The sequence below is a fragment of the Amycolatopsis echigonensis genome (assembly GCF_014174495.1).
GTDB lineage: Bacteria > Actinomycetota > Actinomycetes > Mycobacteriales > Pseudonocardiaceae > Amycolatopsis > Amycolatopsis echigonensis.
Window position 1 is genome coordinate 93,866 of record NZ_JACJHR010000025.1, and the last position, 17,238, is coordinate 111,103.

19 protein-coding genes are annotated in these 17,238 nt (G+C 69.8%); 9 read left to right on the forward strand and 10 right to left on the reverse strand.

The features are described from left to right. Positions 1-26 precede the first annotated feature (26 nt). On the forward strand, positions 27-482 hold the full coding sequence (locus tag H5411_RS19160) for a GNAT family N-acetyltransferase (protein ID WP_101434109.1): 456 nt from the start codon (positions 27-29) through the stop codon (positions 480-482). 34 nt (positions 483-516) lie between these two features. On the opposite strand, the gene H5411_RS19165 is transcribed toward H5411_RS19160, so the two are convergent. Then, the gene (locus H5411_RS19165; RefSeq protein WP_183124517.1) at positions 517-1,524 is read right to left on the reverse strand and encodes a substrate-binding domain-containing protein; all 1,008 of its coding nucleotides are present in this window, start codon (positions 1,522-1,524) and stop codon (positions 517-519) included. Positions 1,525-1,597: 73 nt separating this feature from the next. Between H5411_RS19165 and H5411_RS19170 the strand changes: the two genes are divergently transcribed. Next, complete coding sequence (locus H5411_RS19170; RefSeq protein WP_101434108.1) at positions 1,598-2,065, forward strand: MarR family winged helix-turn-helix transcriptional regulator; 468 nt, start codon at positions 1,598-1,600, stop codon at positions 2,063-2,065. A gap of 217 nt (positions 2,066-2,282) precedes the next feature. On the opposite strand, the gene H5411_RS19175 is transcribed toward H5411_RS19170, so the two are convergent. Then, positions 2,283-2,723: a nuclear transport factor 2 family protein gene (locus tag H5411_RS19175; RefSeq protein WP_101434107.1), complete on the reverse strand. Its 441-nt coding sequence runs from the start codon at positions 2,721-2,723 to the stop codon at positions 2,283-2,285. 1 nt (position 2,724) lies between these two features. Next, on the reverse strand, positions 2,725-3,600 hold the full coding sequence (locus H5411_RS19180) for a TIGR03619 family F420-dependent LLM class oxidoreductase (RefSeq protein ID WP_101434106.1): 876 nt from the start codon (positions 3,598-3,600) through the stop codon (positions 2,725-2,727). Between the two features lie 142 nt (positions 3,601-3,742). On the opposite strand from H5411_RS19180, the gene H5411_RS19185 reads away from it, so the two are divergent. After that, the gene (locus tag H5411_RS19185) at positions 3,743-4,546 is read left to right on the forward strand and encodes a hypothetical protein (protein WP_101434105.1); all 804 of its coding nucleotides are present in this window, start codon (positions 3,743-3,745) and stop codon (positions 4,544-4,546) included. Positions 4,547-4,707: 161 nt separating this feature from the next. On the opposite strand, the gene H5411_RS19190 is transcribed toward H5411_RS19185, so the two are convergent. Both H5411_RS19190 and H5411_RS19195 read right to left on the reverse strand, forming a co-directional pair. Beyond that, positions 4,708-5,517, reverse strand: coding sequence for an Fpg/Nei family DNA glycosylase (locus tag H5411_RS19190; protein ID WP_101434104.1), 810 nt, complete (start codon positions 5,515-5,517; stop codon positions 4,708-4,710). After that, positions 5,517-5,990: a ribose-5-phosphate isomerase gene (locus tag H5411_RS19195; protein ID WP_101434103.1), complete on the reverse strand. Its 474-nt coding sequence runs from the start codon at positions 5,988-5,990 to the stop codon at positions 5,517-5,519. Before H5411_RS19195 ends, H5411_RS19190 begins: the two co-directional genes overlap by 1 nt. A gap of 44 nt (positions 5,991-6,034) precedes the next feature. Between H5411_RS19195 and H5411_RS19200 the strand changes: the two genes are divergently transcribed. Further along, positions 6,035-6,772 carry a 2-phosphosulfolactate phosphatase gene (locus tag H5411_RS19200; protein ID WP_183124518.1) on the forward strand — a complete coding sequence of 246 codons (738 nt, stop codon included), beginning with the start codon at positions 6,035-6,037 and terminating at the stop codon, positions 6,770-6,772. Beyond that, positions 6,769-7,560 carry an MBL fold metallo-hydrolase gene (locus H5411_RS19205; protein WP_101434102.1) on the forward strand — a complete coding sequence of 264 codons (792 nt, stop codon included), beginning with the start codon at positions 6,769-6,771 and terminating at the stop codon, positions 7,558-7,560. Before H5411_RS19200 ends, H5411_RS19205 begins: the two co-directional genes overlap by 4 nt. Before the next feature lie 43 nt (positions 7,561-7,603). On the opposite strand, the gene H5411_RS19210 is transcribed toward H5411_RS19205, so the two are convergent. Further along, on the reverse strand, positions 7,604-8,224 hold the full coding sequence (locus H5411_RS19210) for a mycothiol-dependent nitroreductase Rv2466c family protein (RefSeq protein ID WP_101434432.1): 621 nt from the start codon (positions 8,222-8,224) through the stop codon (positions 7,604-7,606). Between the two features lie 180 nt (positions 8,225-8,404). On the opposite strand from H5411_RS19210, the gene pepN reads away from it, so the two are divergent. Next, the gene (gene pepN, locus H5411_RS19215; RefSeq protein ID WP_101434431.1) at positions 8,405-10,972 is read left to right on the forward strand and encodes an aminopeptidase N; all 2,568 of its coding nucleotides are present in this window, start codon (positions 8,405-8,407) and stop codon (positions 10,970-10,972) included. Positions 10,973-11,566: 594 nt separating this feature from the next. Here pepN and H5411_RS19220 read toward each other — a convergent pair. The 4 genes from H5411_RS19220 to H5411_RS19235 all read right to left on the reverse strand — a co-directional run bounded on the left by H5411_RS19220 (position 11,567) and on the right by H5411_RS19235 (position 13,575). Then, entirely contained in the window at positions 11,567-12,049 is a 483-nt protein-coding gene (locus tag H5411_RS19220; protein ID WP_101434101.1) for a DUF5130 family protein, read from the reverse strand. Then, positions 12,036-12,290: an aa3-type cytochrome oxidase subunit CtaJ gene (ctaJ, locus tag H5411_RS19225; protein WP_101434100.1), complete on the reverse strand. Its 255-nt coding sequence runs from the start codon at positions 12,288-12,290 to the stop codon at positions 12,036-12,038. Before ctaJ ends, H5411_RS19220 begins: the two co-directional genes overlap by 14 nt. A 309-nt stretch (positions 12,291-12,599) precedes the next feature. Further along, positions 12,600-12,773, reverse strand: a complete 174-nt coding sequence (locus tag H5411_RS49575; RefSeq protein ID WP_235146640.1) for a hypothetical protein — start codon at positions 12,771-12,773, stop codon at positions 12,600-12,602. 349 nt (positions 12,774-13,122) lie between these two features. Then, positions 13,123-13,575: an HNH endonuclease gene (locus H5411_RS19235; RefSeq protein WP_101434098.1), complete on the reverse strand. Its 453-nt coding sequence runs from the start codon at positions 13,573-13,575 to the stop codon at positions 13,123-13,125. 411 nt (positions 13,576-13,986) lie between these two features. Here H5411_RS19235 and H5411_RS19240 point away from each other — a divergent pair, with 411 nt between their 5' ends. The 3 genes from H5411_RS19240 to H5411_RS19250 are packed head-to-tail and all read left to right on the forward strand — an operon-like array spanning position 13,987 to position 16,995. Beyond that, positions 13,987-14,988, forward strand: a complete 1,002-nt coding sequence (locus H5411_RS19240; protein ID WP_167441805.1) for a mechanosensitive ion channel family protein — start codon at positions 13,987-13,989, stop codon at positions 14,986-14,988. A gap of 28 nt (positions 14,989-15,016) precedes the next feature. After that, positions 15,017-15,406: a globin gene (locus tag H5411_RS19245; protein WP_376772182.1), complete on the forward strand. Its 390-nt coding sequence runs from the start codon at positions 15,017-15,019 to the stop codon at positions 15,404-15,406. Continuing rightward, positions 15,406-16,995, forward strand: coding sequence for a glycoside hydrolase family 13 protein (locus H5411_RS19250; protein ID WP_101434096.1), 1,590 nt, complete (start codon positions 15,406-15,408; stop codon positions 16,993-16,995). The genes H5411_RS19245 and H5411_RS19250 overlap by 1 nt, the downstream gene beginning before the upstream one ends. Positions 16,996-17,238: the final 243 nt, after the last annotated feature.

Below are 17,238 nucleotides of genomic sequence, written 5' to 3' on the forward strand. Positions count from 1 at the left end.
AGCGCTCCCGAGCACCGGAGGCGCGCATGCCGGACGAGGTCGGCCTTCGCCCGACGACCCCCGCGGACAGCGACTTCTGTTTCCAGGTGCACCGGGCCGCTCTTGGCGAGTATGTCGCCGCGATCTGGGGCTGGAACGACAAAATCCAACGCGGCTACCACGACCGCGCCTTCACACCCGGCAGGTGGCAGGTGATCACGGTCGACGGAGCCGACGCGGGCCTGCTCGTGGTCGAACACCGGCCGGCCGAGGTCTTCCTCGGCCGGATCGAACTCGACCCGCGCTACCAAGGCCGAGGAATCGGCGGACGGCTGCTCCGGCGGCTGATCAGGGTCGCGGCGGAGCGAGAACAGCCGCTGGTACTCGAGGTTCTCGCGGTCAACACTCGCGCGCACGCGTTCTATCTGCGGCACGGTTTCCGCGAAACCGGCCGAACCGAACGGAAAATCCTCCTGGCCCGAAGCCCGGGCCAGGAGGATTGACCAGACCGCCGGCCGCGGTGCATTGCTGGAACGGCTAAGTCCCCAGCAATTCCGGCACAAAAACCTCCTCCACCGTCATCAACCGCCGAGACAGCCCCTGTTCGAAGTGCCACCGCAAGAATGCCTCCACCGACCGCCGGTTCTTTTCGATCCCATACGGCCACCAATCCTCGCCGAACAGCCGCCGGTTCTCGTCATACAGCGCGCTGAACCACGGCACCATCCCGGCCTCGCCCATGTGATTGAAGACGCGACCACGCCGGTAATCCGCCATCGCGACCTCTTTCGCCTCCACGAATCCCCGATACAGTCGCTCCGCCAACCCCGGGTGCTCCGCCAGCAAATCCCGCCGGACCACCACTGTGTGCATGATCGGCCGAATTCCGGTCCTCCGGTAATACTCGCGCTCCACACTCACGTAATCCGGGAACAGCTGCGCCACCTCCGGCGAATCCTCCCGGATCCCGCGCGGCGGATCCGCGGAAACAAACGCGTCGATCTCCCCGGCCTCCAGCATCTGCCCGAGCGCTTTCCCCGCCGGAGCCTGTCGCACGTCGACTTCCGCGGGATGCAGTCGCGGGACGAAATCGAACCACTCCATCGGCCAGTCGAATCCGCCGATCACCCACCGGCTTTGTTCCGGCCGCACGCCGTATTCATCGGACAGGATGCCTTTCGCCACCACGCCCGCGTCGTGCCCGTAGGTCGCGAACTCGCCGATCGTCTTGCCGATCAAATCCCGCGGCGACCGGATGCCGCTGCGGCGGTTGACGTAGATCGCCGAATGCCGGAACTGCCGGTTCGGGAACACCGGCAGCGCCACGAACGGCGGATCCGGCAGGTCCAGGGTGCGCAGGTAGAACGTGAGCCCGAGCTCGGCGACCGCGAACTCCCTGCCCCGCACCATGCGCTCGAACAAGTCCGAGACGATGTCGGCGGTATGCAGGGTCGCGTCGACGCCGTCGAAGCGGACCCGGCCGTCGAAGAGCGCGCGGGTGTTGTCGTAGCGGTACAGGCCGAAGTCCAGCCGCAGGTCAGCCATCAGGTGCCCCTTTCCGTCCCGTCCGATACTAAACGCGTTTACTATCTGCGGGCAACCGCTACGATGCCTTCCGATGGACAAGGACGCGCTCGCCGAGCTCTTCGCCACCGCCTCGCTCGGCGCCCCCGAGAACGCGGTGGGGTTCGTCATGTGGCGGGTCGTGCACCGCTACGTCCGCGAGGTCGACCAGGCTCTCGCCCCGCTCGACCTGACGCACCTGCAGTTCCAGACGCTCGCCCTCGCCGCGTGGCTGAACCGCGGCGGCGGCCCGGTCACCCAATCCGGCCTGGCGACCTCCGGCGACATCCACCCGATGCAGGTGTCGCAGATCCTCAAAACGCTGGAACGCAAGGGATTCGTCGCCCGCGCGCGCAGTGCCGAGGACGTCCGGGCCAAACGCGTCGAGGTCACCGACTCCGGCGGAGACGTCCTGCGCGCCGCGCTGCCGCTCGTGATCGAGGTGCAGCACCGCATTTTCGGCGACGAGGGACTGCCGGGCGGAAATCTGCTGAACACCTTGCTACGCCTGGACAATGCCTGACTACCCGCCGAAGCAACGAAATTCAGCCCCACGCGCGTCCGGCGCAACAGCCCCCCAACGCGGCGAGCACCGACGACGAGCTCCGCGCGATCGAAGTCGCCGCACGCGTCACCGCACCGAATCCCCGTATCAGTACGGAAATCGTGCCGAGAACCAGCAGCCCGACCTCGTCACCGCACGCGTTCTCGACTTCGTCGAAGCGAAACCCGGCCTGACGTCAGACCTGCCGCGCAGTCGCCATCGCCCGCTCCGTCTCCCAGAACGCGCGCATCGAAACGACCAGCCCGTCCTCGTTGACCCGGTACACGAACACCCCGTCGGTGTCGACGCGGTAGCCACCGGGCAGATACGTCGTGATGGTCCCGACGTTCGCGACCTCCGAGCCCGCCGCGTGCGAATCGCGGATCACGAACTCGAACTTCTCGACGTTCCCGATCGTCTTGTCCCAGAAGGCGGACAGGCCGTCGGGCCCGTGGTGGCCCTTGCCCTCCTCGTCGAACATCGACGGGCCGACCGGGTCCTCGACGACCGCGTCCGGGGCGAACAGCGCAAGCCAGGCGTCCTTGTCCCCCGCGGTCGCCGCCGTCATCGACTTGAACGCCGCTTCCCGCGCGGGCGGCTGCTTCGCCGCGGGGTCCCAGCAGACCTCGACTCCCATGTCACTCCTCGATTTTCGCGATGATCTCGTCGCCGAACTTGCGGATCGCGTCGACCTTGAGGCCCAGCTCCGCGTCGAATCCGTGTCCCTCGAACACCCACGGCATGGTGATCGCGTCGGTGACGCCCGCCTCGGCCTGTTCGCGGAACCCGTCGAGCCCGAACCGGTCGACGCATACCGCCTGGAATTCGAACGGATCGTCGGCGCGCCCGCGCTCGGCAAGCAGGCCTTTGAGCTTGCCGATGGTCTCGCGCAGCTGCTCGAGCGTCATCATCGCGGACGACCAGCCGTCCGCGACGCGCGCGGCCCGGCGCAGCGCGACGTCGGTGTGCCCGCCGATGTAGAACGGCACGCGCGACGGGGGCGTCGGGCTCATCCGGAGCTTGTCGAAGTCGAAGAACTCGCCGTGGAACTCGACCATGCCGCCGTCGAGGATCAGCCGCAGCACCTCGATCGCCTCGTCGAACCGCTTGCCGCGGCGCGCGTACGGCGCGCCGCACCATTCGAATTCCTCGGGCGACCAGCCGATCCCCAGCCCGAGACCGAACCGCCCGCCGGTCAGCGCGGCGACCGAGTTGACCTGGCGGGCCAGCAGCACCGGATTGCGCGAACCGAGTTTCAGCACGGACGTGTAGAACCGGATCCGCTCGGTCACCGCGCCCATCGAGGCGGTCGCGACCAGCGGATCCGCCCACGGCGTCTCCTCGTCCCAGAACCGGCTGCCGTCCGGCGTGTAGGGATAGTCGGCGGACACTTTCTCGGAGTAGAAGAGCGAATCGGGCAGCACGACGGAGGAGAACCCGGCCTCCTCGGCGGCGCGGGCCAGCCCGTTCAGCTGGTCGAGCGGGCTCATCGCGATCGACAGGGAGAACCTCATGCCGCGGACTATAACGTGTTCTAGTTTTGCCTGCCACCGCCCGAACGGAGGCACCGCCGGGAACTCTCCGCGCACGGTCCGCGTTGTCCGGTTTAGGGACGGCTGCCCGGCCGTCGCGTCAGATCGAGACACGGAGTGACCCATGGGCACCGCGATCCTCCTGATCGTGCTGGTCGTCGTCATCGTCGGAGGCGGGCTGTACCTGGCCAGGAAGCAGGCCGCGACCAGGCAGAGCCAGCTCGACGACGCGAAAGCCGACGCGCGCCGCCTCGTCGAGCGCCTCGGCGGCCAGGTCCTCAACATCACCGGCACGGACACCGCCTCCCAGCAGGCGATGGCCGACGCGAGCGAGCGCTACAACGCCGCCGGTTCCCAGCTGGAGCAGGCCAAGACCGTCGAGCAGGCCCGGCTGGTGAAGGAAACCGCCGTCGAGGGCCTGTACTACGTGCGCGCCGCGCGCGTGGCGATGGGCATGGACCCGGGCCCCGCGCTGCCGGACGAGGCCGAACGCGAACGCGCGGGCAAGGTCACCGAACACCGCGAGGTGGACGTCGAAGGCCAGCGCTACGCCGCCTCGCCCGACCCCGGCCAGGACACGCCGTACTACTACCCCGGCGGCCGCGTCGCGGGCCGCCCGGTGCCGCAAGGCTGGTACAGCGAACCGTGGTGGAAGCCCGCGCTCGTGGCCGGCGCGTGGGGCCTCGGCTCGATGTTCCTGTTCAGCGCCATGTTCTCCGGCATGAGCGGCATCGCCAGCGCATCGGCCTGGGAATCGGGCTACGACGCGGGCCAGGCGGACGCCCTGGACGCCGGCGGCATGGACGGCGGCTTCGACGGAGCCGGTTTTGACGGCGGCGGGTTCGACGGAAGCCAGGACTTCGGCGGAGGTTTCGACGGAGGCGGCTTCGATGGCGGCGGATTCGACGGCGGAGGCTTCGACTTCTGACCAGTGAGGGCCCCGCGGCAGGCTAGCCGCGGGGCCTTCACCGTCTCTGCTCGCGGATTCGCTTCGGCTGATGCCGTTGGCGAGTTCAGCTTGGCCGGATGCGGCGAACTCACCTACGCGAATGCACAACCAGCTCCGAGCACCAGCTCAATCCGCCGTACTCATTCAGGCTGGCAGGCAGGACACCAATAAAGATTCCGCGCAGCCAATTCCTTGTGCGCCACCGGCGTCCCGCAGATCAGACACGGCATTCCAGCCCGCCGGTACACGTAAACCTCGCCCCCGTGCCGGTCCTCCCGCGGAGCCCGGCCCATCGCCGCGGGCAGATGCTCCGGCGCGACCGTGTCGATCCGGCCGACCCGGACCCCGGCGCGCATCAGCGTCACCAGGTCCGCCCACATGGCGTCCCACAGCGCGCGGTCCAGCGACCGCCCGGGGAGCATCGGCGAAACCCCGTGCCGGAACAGCACTTCCGCACGATAAACGTTCCCGACCCCGGCCAGCACAGACTGATCCATCAGCAAGGCAGCGATCGTCGTGCGAGACCGCGAAATCCGTTCCCACGCCTGATCCGGTTTCGCGTCGCGGCGCAGCGGGTCCGGGCCGAGGCGGGCCTTGATCGCGTCGACCTGCGCCGGATCCAGCAGTTCGCACCGCGTCGGGCCGCGCAGGTCGGTCCAGTGGGTGCGGCCGACCAGCCGCATCCGCACCTGGCCGACCGGCGCGGTCTCGGGCAGCGGCGCTTCGCCGAAGGTGCCGTACAGACCTAAGTGGACATGGACTGTCCCCAAAGGACCGTAGTGGTGGAACAGGTGTTTCCCATACGCCTCAGCGGAAACGAGCACCTGCCCGTCGAGTTTCTCCGCCTCCGCGGCGAACCGGCCCTGCGGGCTGCTGAGGCCGACCGGTCCGCCGGCGTACCGGCGTTTGTGGAGACGGGCCAGCCGATGGAGCGTATGCCCCTCGGGCATCAGGCCTCCGGCAGCGCGGGCGGGGTGCCGGTGCGCTCGTAGTCGACCAGCTGCTGCACGCGCCGCACGTGGCGCTCGTCCGGGTCCGGCTCCGCGGCGAGGAACGCCTCGACGATCTCGGTCGCCTGCTCCTCGGTGTGCATCCGCGCGCCGACGCCCAGCACCTGGGCGTGGTTGTGCTGCCGGGTCAGCTGCGCGGTTTCGACGCTCCAGCCGAGTCCGGCGCGGATGCCCGGCACCTTGTTCGCGGCGATCTGCTCGCCGTTGCCCGAACCGCCGACGACGATCCCGAGGCTGCCCTCGTCGGCGGCCACGCGGCGCGCGGTTTCGACGCAGAACGCCGGGTAGTCGTCGGCCGCGTCGTAGACGAACGGACCGATGTCGGTCACCTCGTGCCCCTGTTCGCCGAGGTGGCGGACAAGGTGGTTCTTCAGCTCGAAACCGGCATGGTCGGATCCCAAGTAGACACGCACAGCGGGAGTGTGCCATCTCGCCGGGGACCCGGCATGCTCCGGGGGTGGACATCGCAGCGCAGAACGGCGCGGACGTCCGCCTCGAATGGGGCGGCGAAGGGGTCGGGATCCTCGGCCGGGAATGCGCCGTGCTGATCATCGTGGACGTGCTTTCCTTCAGCACCACAACGGATCTCGTCGTCAGTCGCGGCGGCCGGGTGCTGCCGGTGCGGTGGCGGGACGAACGCGGAATCGCCGAGGCGCGCGGCGCGGGAGCGGTGATCGCGGGCGAAGAGGAATGGACGCTCCGGCCGTCCGCTGTGACGGAGATCCCGTCCGGCACGCTGCTCGCGCTCCCCTCCCCCAACGGCGCGACGCTCTGCGCGGCCGCGGCGAAAACCGGCGCGCACGTATTGGCCGGCTGCCTGCGGAATGCGTCCGCGACCGCGGCGAAAGCGAGGGAAATCGCCGACGGGCAGCCGATCGGCGTGATTCCCGCCGGGGAACGCTGGGGGGTCGACCTGTTCGGAGAAGGCACCGAGTTCGGTCCGCTGCGGCCGTGCGTCGAGGACCAGCTGGGCGCGGGCGCGATCGTCAGCGCGCTGGCCGGCTCGTGGTCCGCCGAAGCCGCGCTCGCGGCGGCTTCCTACGCGGCCACCGACGTACCGGCCGCGCTGCACTCCTGCACCTCCGGCCGGGAACTCGCCGCGACCGGCCACGGAAACGACGTAGTTCTCGCCGCACAGCACGACGTCAGCGATAGCGTGGCGAGGCTGTCGCACGGAATTCTGGAGGGGCGATGAGCTGGACCGAGGTCGCCGACGGGGTTTTCGCCCGCCGGTACGACGAACTGGACCTCACCACCGGCTTGGTGCTCGGCCAGGACCGGTGCCTGGTGATCGACACCCGCGGCGACGTCGACCAGGGCGCCGAATTCGCCGCCGCGGTCCGCGAGCTGACCGAGCTGCCGTGGTCGGTCGTCTATACGCACGCGCATTTCGACCACGCCTTCGGCACCACGCCGTTCCTGCCGTGCGACATCTGGGCTCACCCCGGCTGTCTGCGGGCCCTGCTGAAAAACGGCGAAACTGACAAACAAAAGTGGGCCGCGCACTACCGCGAAGAGGGCAAGCCGGAAATCGCCGAAGCCATCGAACGCACCGGGCTCATGCCGCCGGACCGCCTCGTTCCCGACCGCGCGGAACTCGACCTCGGCGGCCGCACGGTCGCGCTCGTGCACCCTGGGCCCGCGCACACCGACCACGACCTGGTGGTGCACGTGCCCGACGCGAAAGTCGTCTTCGCGGGCGATGTCGTGGAACACGGCCCGCACGGCTTCACCGCGTACTCGTTCGGCCCGGACGACCAGCTGGACGCGTGGGCCCGCGCGATGGAGGCACTGCTCGCACTCGAACCGCGCATCGTCGTGCCTGGCCACGGCGACCAGGTGGACGAAGCGTTCGTGCGGACGCATCGCGACGGCCTGCTGCGCCTGCACGAGCTGAAGACCGCCCGGGCGTCGCTTGAGGACGCACTGCGGGACTCGCCGTACCCGGAGGACGTCACCAGGGCGGCGCTCGGGTTCTCGTGAGTGCTGATCACGGTTAGAACCGTGATCAGCACTCACGACGACGTCAGTCGAAGTTCAGGTCCCCGGTCCGGGTGCGCTTCAGCTCGAAGAAGTCCGGGTAGCTCGCCAACGCGACCGCGCCGTCGAACACCTTCAGCGCGTCCTCGCCCCGCGGGATCGACGACAGCACCGGGCCGAAGAACGCGGTCCCGTTGACGTGGATAGTCGGCGTGCCGACGTCCATGCCGACCGGGTCCATGCCCTCGTGGTGGCTCTTGCGCAGCGCCTCGTCGTACTCGGTCGATTCGCCCGCCTCGGCGAGTTCGGCCGACGCTCCGATCGCCGCCAGCGCCTCCTTGATGACGAGCTTGCGGTCCTCGTTGTGCTGGTTGTGGTAGCGGGTGCCGAACTCGGTGTAGAAGGCGCGCACGGCTTCCTGGCCCTCGTGCTGCGCCAGCGCGGTGGCGACGCGGACCGGCGCCCAGCCCTCGCTCAGCAGCGCCTTGTACCGCTCGGGCAGGTCTTCGCGGTTTTCGTTGAGCACCGACAGGCTCATCACGCGGAAGGTCAGGTCCAGCTCGCGGTGCTTCTCGACTTCCAGGATCCACCGCGACGAGATCCACGCGAACGGGCAGATCGGGTCGAAGTAGAAGTCGACCTTGGTGGGCTGGGACGAGTCAGTCATCTTTTTCACGGGCTCCTCGGCGCGGCTGCTCCCCGGCGCTCGCCGGAGGGCGGGGCGAAACCCCCGCACTGCGGGGCAACGCGGGGAGCCCTCCGCATTGTTCCCTGGTCGCCGCTTCCGGGCTCGTCATGATTGGATGCTGGACGTCGTGCCCACCGGAACCGAAGACCAGAGGTGCCCGTGCCCGCCCCCAACCTGACGCGTGACGAAGCCAAGCAGCGCTCCGGGCTGCTGGACGTGTCGTCCTACGACATCGAGCTGGACCTCACCGACGGCTCCGGCCGTCCCGGGGAGAAGACGTTCCGCTCCACCACCACGGTGCGGTTCTCCAGCAGCCGTCCCGGCGAAGCGTCGTGGATCGACCTCGTCGCCGAAGGGGTCCGCTCCGCCGTGCTGAACGGCGCCGAGCTCGACGTCAGCGGCTACACCGAGGAAAAGGGCATCGCGCTGCCCGGCCTTGCCGCGGACAACGAACTCGTCGTCACCGCGGACTGCCGCTACATGAACACCGGCGAGGGCCTGCACCGGTTCGTCGACCCGGTCGACGACGGCGTGTACCTCTACACCCAGTTCGAAACCGCCGACGCGAAGCGCATGTTCGCCTGCTTCGACCAGCCGGACCTCAAGTCGGTCTACCGGCTCGCGGTGCGCGCCCCGCGCGACTGGAAGGTCGTGTCCAACGCGCTGGTCGAGAGCGCCGAGGACACCGAGGACGGCGCGCGCCGCACGCAGTTCGCCGAATCCGAGCGGATCTCCACCTATCTGGTGGCGCTCGTCGCCGGCCCGTACGCGGAATGGACCGACGAGTTCCGCGACGAGCACCGCACCATCCCGCTCGGCATCTACTGCCGCGCGTCGCTCGCCGAGCACATGGACGCCGAGCGGCTGTTCGCCGAAACCAAACAGGGTTTCGCGTTCTACCACGAGAAATTCGGCACCCCGTACCCGTTCTCCAAGTACGACCAGCTGTTCGTGCCGGAGTTCAACGCGGGCGCGATGGAGAACGCCGGCGCGGTCACCTTCCTCGAGGACTACGTCTTCCGCAGCCGCGTCACCCGCTACGCCTACGAGCGGCGCGCCGAAACGCTGCTGCACGAGATGGCGCACATGTGGTTCGGCGACCTGGTCACCATGCGCTGGTGGGACGACCTGTGGCTGAACGAGTCGTTCGCGACCTTCGCGAGCGTGTTCGCCCAGGCCGAGGCGACCGAGTACAAGAACGCCTGGACCAGCTTCGCGAACATCGAGAAGTCCTGGGCCTACCGGCAGGACCAGCTGCCCTCGACGCACCCGATCGCGGCCGACATCGTCGACCTGCACGCGGTCGAGGTCAACTTCGACGGCATCACCTACGCCAAGGGCGCGAGCGTGCTGAAGCAGCTGGTGTCGTACGTGGGCATCGAGCACTTCCTCGACGGCCTCAAGGTGTACTTCGGCAAGCACGCGTGGGGCAACGCCACGCTCGCCGACCTGCTGGCGGCGCTGGAGGAAGCTTCCGGCCGCGACCTCTCGTGGTGGAGCGCGGAATGGCTGGAGACCACCGGCCTCAACTCGCTCAGCCCGCGCTACGAGGTCGCTGAGGACGGCACCTTCTCGTCGTTCGCCGTCGTGCAGACCGGCGCGAAGCCGGGCGCGGGCGAACTGCGCACGCACCGCGTCGCGGTCGGCGTGTACGACGAGGACGGCGACGGCAAGATCGTGCGCACCCGCCGCGTCGAACTGGACGTCACCGGCGAGCGCACCGACGTGCCGGACCTGGTCGGCCAGGCCGCGGGGAAGCTCGTGCTGGTCAACGACGACGACCTGACCTACTGCCGGATGCGGCTCGACCCGGCGTCGCTGACCACGCTGATCGACCGGATCGGCGACATCACCGAATCGCTGCCGCGCACGCTCTGCTGGTCGGCCGCGTGGGAGATGACGCGCGAGGCCGAGCTGAAGGCCCGCGACTTCGTCACCCTGGTGGCGCGCGGAATCCACGCCGAGAGCGAGGTCGGCGTGGTCCAGCGGCTGCTGCTGCAGGCGCAGACCGCGCTCAACTCCTACGCCAACCAGAAGTGGGCGGCCGAGGAGGGCTGGCCCGCTTTCAGCGGACGGCTGCTGGAGCTGGCCCAGACCTCGGAAGCGGGGTCGGACCACCAGCTGGCGTTCGTGAACTCGCTGGCCGGGGGCGTGCTCGACGACAAGACCGTGGCCGTGGTCGCGGGCTGGCTCGACGGGTCCGCGCCGCTGCCGGGGCTGACCGTGGACACCGACCTGCGCTGGCGGCTGCTGGAGGCGCTGGTCGCGCACGGCAAGGCGGGCGAGGCGGAGATCAACGCCGAACAGCAGCGCGACGACACCGCGGCCGGCCGGCGCCACGCCGAGCGTGCGCGGGCGCTGCAGCCGACCGCCGAGGCCAAGGCCGACACGTGGCAGCGGGCGATCTACGACGACGAGATCCCCAACGCGGTGAGCGACGCGTTGATTTCCGGGTTCTCGCACCCAGGGCAGAAGCATCTGCTCGGCGAGTACGTCGAGCGGTACTTCGAGGTCATCGACGACGTGTGGGCTCGGCGGTCCAGCGAGCGGGCGCAACCTACGGCGATCGGGTTGTACCCGTCTTGGGCGGTTGAGGCGGAGACGGTGAACGCTTCGGACGAGTGGCTTGCCGGGGATCACCCGGCGGCGTTGCGGCGGCTGGTTTCGGAGGGGCGTGCGGGGATCGTGCGGGCGTTGGCTGCTCGGGATTTCGACAGCCAGGCTTGAGGGTCGCGGTCTGCTCGTCGCCTGGCGGCGACATTGCAGGTGGGTGGTTGCGTGGGGCACCCCGAAGCCCGACTGTGCTGACGGTTCGGGGGTGCTTGTCAAGGCGGGAAAGATGCCTTGACAAGCACCCCCGAACCGCAGGGAGGCTTCGTATCGGGGTGCGGGGGCGGGCTGGGCACCTCGCTCGTTGGGGTGCATCTGCTGCGGTTTGGCCGGGGGTTAGCGCTCCAAGGTGGCGTTCGGTGCGGCAGATGCGCCCAATGCCGCAATCGGGCGCATCTCGGCGGCGGGCGAGCTGCGGTTTTGGCCGGGGGCTAGCACTCCACTGTGGCGTTGGGTGCGTGGGTTGCACCGAATGTGTTGTTCGGTGCGTCTGACGCATCCAACGCCGCATTCGGATGCATTCGCCGTGAAGGGGCCCTTGAGGGAATCCAGGTCGGGAACGGGGTTCCTCGCCATCGGCAGAGGGCCGTGAGGGGAACCCTGAGGGAATCTGATTCCGTCAGGGTTCCCCTCACGGACGGTGGGCCGGGGCCTGGAACAGAGAAAGAGCCGTCCCGCGGGGTGCGGGACGGCCCTGGTGGGTCGTGAAAATCAGTGCTTTGGCGCGGGGCCTGCCTGGTCGCTCAGCATGCGCAGGGCGTTGACCAGGCCGCCGGTCAGGTCGCCTTCCTTGAAGGAGGCCACCATGCTCGCCACGGCCAGGTTCGCTCCGCGGTCGGGCAGGCGGGCGTGCGAGCGTTCGCCGGTGACGATCTCGATCACGCGCTGGGCGGGGGAAACCCCGATCAGCACCGCGTTCGACGGGTTCTCGGTGGCGGCGTGCAGCGCTTCCGCGCCGGCCCGGGTGTCTTCGCCCAGGTCGCCCAGGTAGATGCTGAAGTCGAGGCCGGTCTCGCGCGTCGCGAAGGTCAGGGCCTCGTCCAGGCGCGCGAGCTGCTGCACCGTGAACGGGCTCGTCGGCGCGGCGGGCTCGTACATCTTCGCCGCGGACAGCCGGCCGCTGTTGGTGATGGCCTCGCCGAACGCCAGGTCCTTCTCCGCGACCGCGGTCTGGGTCAGTTCACCACTTGCCACGAGCGCCTCCTGCGGCCGTCGAAGCGCCCGAGGGCGCCGCATTCACGTCAACCGCCGGGCCGTGGCCGGCTCCTACGCCGTCCGGGTTGGCGGTCCACCACATAGCGGGGTACTCCCACGGCTGCCCCGGACGGTACCGCGGCGTCCCCGAGAACTTCTTCCGCAAGGTCGCGGCGCCGACCACGAAGTAAATGGCCCCGGGGATGACCGCGTAGACCAGGATCGTCTCGACAACGTTCACGCCGGTGAGCGTATCGGATGCCTCCCGGAGCCACCGCGCGACACCGGCGACCGGGGGCGACCGTTCGTCGCCGCTGAGGCGCCGTCCGCCGCTTGGCCCGTCGCCGCTGGAACGTTGGGGCGAAGGGCTGCGGGCCGAAAGATGGCAACTCGCCGTACAGGCGGCCGTACCGGGCGATAGCGGCTTGTCCGAACCCTGAAATCCTCGTAGCTTTTTCACCTGTACGGGCCTTGCGCCCGCCTCCCCAGCCCCAGCCCGTCACGCACCGGTCCCAGGAGGACACCTCATGCAGAGCGTCCAGCCCCCCGCTCAGGCGATCACCGAGACCATTTCGTCACCCAGCGAAACCGGATTCGTGCCCGGAACGCGGGTCACGTCCGGCACCAGGGTTACGCGCGGCACTCGGGTCACGCGGGGAACCCGGGTCACCGCGGGCACGCGCGTGACAATGGGTACCCGGGTGACCATGGGAACTCGAGTCACCAGGGGCACCCGCGTTACCCGCGGGACCCGCGTCACGGCCGGAACTCGCGTCACGATGGGCACCCGCGTCACGCGGGGAACCCGGGTCACCCGCGGCACGCGGGTCACGGCAGGAACCCGTGTCACCTGCGGTACCCGCGTCACGATGGGCACGCGAGTCACCCGCGGAACCCGCGTCACGCGCGGCACCCGGGTCACGATGGGCACGCGCGTCACCTGCCAGGCGGACTACAGCCTCGCCGCCTGAGCACCAGCCCAGCACCGGACACGAGACGTCGAGCGCGCTCCATCGGCTCGCCCCGGCCGCCGCACCGGCAGCCGGGGCGCCGACGTCTCCGGGTACGGAAGGCTAGGCCGCCGACCCGAGGTACGGCTGCCACAGCGGATCGGCCTCTTTGGAATGCGCCAGCAGCCGCCAGTGCGGACCGTGCGGGGCGCGCGGCACGACGCGCAGCCGCCAGCCGATCTCCGACAGGAGCCGGTCGGCCTTGCGGTGATTGCATTTCGCGCAGCAGGCGACGCAGTTGGTCCAGCTGTGCGGACCTCCCTTGCTGCGCGGGACGACGTGGTCGATCGTCTCGGCGCGCCCGCCGCAGTAGGCGCAGCGGTGCCGGTCCCGGTGCATCAGCCCGGCCCGGGTGAGCGGCACCTGCGCCCGGTAGGGCACCCGCACGTACGTGCTGAGCCGGATCACCGAGGGAACGGGCAGCGACACCGTCGCGGCGTGCAGTTCCACGCCGCCCGGATCGCCGTGGACGACCTCCGCCTTGCCGCACATGACGAGCACCACCGCGCGCCGCATGGGCACCGCGGTAAGCGGTTCGAAAGTGGCGTTGAGCAGGAGGACCCGGCGCCGCCCCCACGCCGGGGCGACCGGATCGCGGGCTCTACGCTGTCCGGGCGGACGGGACGCTCCCCCTGGACGGGTCCCCGGCCCGGACGGGACGGAGCCGCCGGATGCGGACCCTCCCGGGCAGGCACGCAGGATCGCCTCCGGCGGCAGCTCGGCCATGGCTTGGCCGGCTCCGCCGAGGGGGACGGGTTGTCGGTCTGGCACTCGACCACCTCCACCGGTGCAGGCATAGTCGACCACACATCAGGGCCCCGGCGCACGCGTGTTCTGTGACGTGTCACATACCCGCGACCCGGCGGCTACCCTGCGGCCGCTTGCGCGCCGCCGGGACAACCACGCAAGAAGGGACTTCCTCAGCCAGTGAATGCCGTGCTCAGCGCTCCGCCCAGCTGCATCTCCGAGACCGGGACGTGGTGCGCCCAGGTCTATTCGGTCACGCACAACGAGTGGCTCGCCGCGTCGGCGGGCTGGCTCCTGACGAAGCCGCTGAAGATCATCATGATCCTCCTCATCGCCTTCGTGGTGCGATATCTCACCAAGCGAGTGATCGAGCGGGTCACCACGCTCCCGGCCTCGGGCAGCAACGGCAAGATCCCGTCGCTGCTGAGACCGCTGCGGGAACGCGCGCCGGACATGCTCGGCACGGCCGTGGTGGAGCGCCGCAGGCAGCGGGCCAAGACGATCGGCTCGGTGCTGAAGTCGATGGCCACGTTCCTCATCTACGGCCTCGCGGTGATCCTCGTCCTGGGCGAACTGGGCATCAACCTGGCCCCGATCATCGCCTCGGCCGGGATCGTCGGCGTCGCGCTCGGGTTCGGCGCGCAGAATCTGGTCAAGGACTTCCTTTCCGGGATGTTCATGATGATCGAGGACCAGTACGGCGTCGGCGACGTCGTGGACATCGGCTCGGCCACCGGCACCGTCGAGGCGGTCGGCCTGCGCATCACCACGCTCCGCGACATGAAGGGCACCGTCTGGTACGTCCGCAACGGCGAGGTGCTGCGCGTGGGCAACTCCAGCCAGGGCTTCGCCTACGCCGTGGTGGACGTCCCGCTGAGCTATTCCGCGGACGTCGACCGGGCGACCGAGGTTCTCACCGGCGCGGCCACGAAGGCGGTCGAAGCCGACGCGCTCTCGGCGAACGTCCTGGAGCCGCCGGAGATGCTCGGCGTCGAACAGGTCACGCCGGAGGGAATCGTGTTGCGCCTGACGGTCAAGGTGCGACCGGGCAAGCAGTGGGCGGTGCAGCGGAAGCTGCGCGGGCAGCTGCTCGGCGCGCTGGAAGAGGCCGGTTTCGAACCGCCGCTCGGCCGGTTGCTGTCGTCCATGCAGGACAAGCAGGCGGGCGCGCCGCAGAGCTGAGGCAGGGCAAGATGGAGGTGTGTCGACTGTGAGCGAGCCGGAACCGGCGAACCTGTACGAGGCGGTGGGCGGCGAACCGACCTTCCGCCGGATCATCAAGCGGTTCTACGAGGAAGTGGCCCGCGACGAGGTGCTGCGCCCGCTCTACCCGGAAGAGGACCTCGGCCCGGCGGAGGAACGGTTCCGGATGTTCCTCATCCAGTACTGGGGCGGTCCGCACACCTACTCCGACCAGCGCGGCCACCCCCGGCTGCGAATGCGGCACGCGCCGTTCAAGATCGGCCCGATCGAACGCGACGCGTGGCTGCGCTGCATCCGGATCGCGATCGACGAGGAGAACCTGCCCGAGCCGTACCTCAGCCAGCTGTGGGCGTACCTGGAAATGGCCGCGCACAGCATGATGAACAGCTTCGTCTGATGAGACGCGTGGCCGGCCGGCGGCGGCCGGACCGCCCGCCGCGGCCGTCGTGGTGGTCCGACGCGGTGTTCTACGAGATCTACGTGCGGTCGTTCGCCGACTCGGGCGAGGACGGCATCGGCGATCTCGAGGGCATCCGCAGCAAGCTCGGCTACCTGGAGCTGCTGGGCGTCGACGCGCTGTGGCTGACGCCGTTCTACCCGTCGCCGATGGCCGACCACGGCTACGACGTGGCGGACCCGCGCGGCGTCGACCCGATGTTCGGCACCCTCGGCGACTTCGACGTGCTGCTCACGGAGGCGCACCGGCGCGGCATCCGGGTCACCGTGGACGTGGTGCCGAACCACACGAGCAACCAGCACGCGTGGTTCAAGTCCGCGCTGGCCGCCGGGCCGGGCAGCCCGGAGCGGGAGCGCTACCACTTCCGCGACGGCCGCGGCCCGGGCGGCTCCGAACCGCCCAACAACTGGGTCAGCGTGTTCGGCGGCCCGGCGTGGACGCGGGTGCCGGACGGGCAGTGGTACCTGCACCTGTTCGCGCCGCAGCAGCCGGACCTGAACTGGGCCAATCCGGACGTCCGCGCCGATCTCGAGCGCACCCTGCGGTTCTGGCTCGACCGGGGCGTGGACGGGTTCCGGATCGACGTCGCGCACGGGATGGCCAAGCCCGCCGGGCTGCCCGACATGGACCCCGACACGCCCTCGCACGGCGGCGGCGCGCCCGGCGATCCGCGCTTCGACGACGACGGCGTGCACGAGGTGCACCAGCTGATCCGCAAAGTGCTCGACGAGTACCCGGACGCGATGGCCGTCGGCGAGATCTGGGTGCAGGACGAGGAACGGCTGGCGCGGTACCTGCGGCCGGACGAACTGCACCTGGCGTTCAACTTCCGCCTGGTGCTCACCCATTTCGACGCGGACGCGATGCGCACGTCGATCGAGCGTTCGCTGGCGGTGCCGCGTTCGGCGGGCGCTCCGGCGACCTGGACGCTGTCCAACCACGACGTCTGGCGCGCGGCGAGCCGCTATGGCGGCGGCGCGACCGGGCTCCGCCGGGCGCGCGCGATGGCGCTGGTCCAACTCGCCCTGCCCGGCGCGGTCTACCTGTACCAGGGCGAAGAGCTGGGACTGCCGAACGCCGACCTGCCGCTCGAGGCGATGACCGACCCCCGTGCCCGCTCGCAAGGCCCGGAATTCAGCCGCGACGGCGAACGGGTGCCGCTGCCGTGGGAAGGCACGCTGCCGCCCTATGGGTTTTCGGGCACCGCCCAGACCTGGCTGCCGATGCCCGCGGACTGGGCTCCACTCACCGTGGAACGGCAGCTCGAAGACCCGGAATCGACACTGTCGCTGTACCGGCGTGCGGTGGAGCTGCGGAAACACCACCCGGCGTTCCGGGGCGGCGACGAGCTGGAGTGGTACGGCGCGCCCGCGGGCTGCTTCGCGTTCCGCCGCGGCCGGGGCGGCCTGATCTGCGCGCTGAACACCTCGGCCAGCTCGATCGTCCTGCCGCCGGGCGAGGTGCTGCTCACCAGCAGCCCGCTGGTCGACGGCAGGCTCGCACCGGATTCAGCCGCCTGGCTCGGGTAGGTCCCGACGAAACTGCTCGCCCGACCTACCCGCCACGGCCAACCCACCGCACCGCCCACCAGCCTCAACACCGACAGGCGGACCCCGGCGGCTCAGACGCGGGCACCCGCCTCCAGACCCAGCATCGCGAGCAATCCCCGCAGATCGTCGACGTCGTGCGCGTGTCCCGGCGACAACGCGGACGTCCTCCCGGCCGCATGCCGCTCCTCCGCACCAGCAGCCCGCTGGTCGACGGCAGGCTCG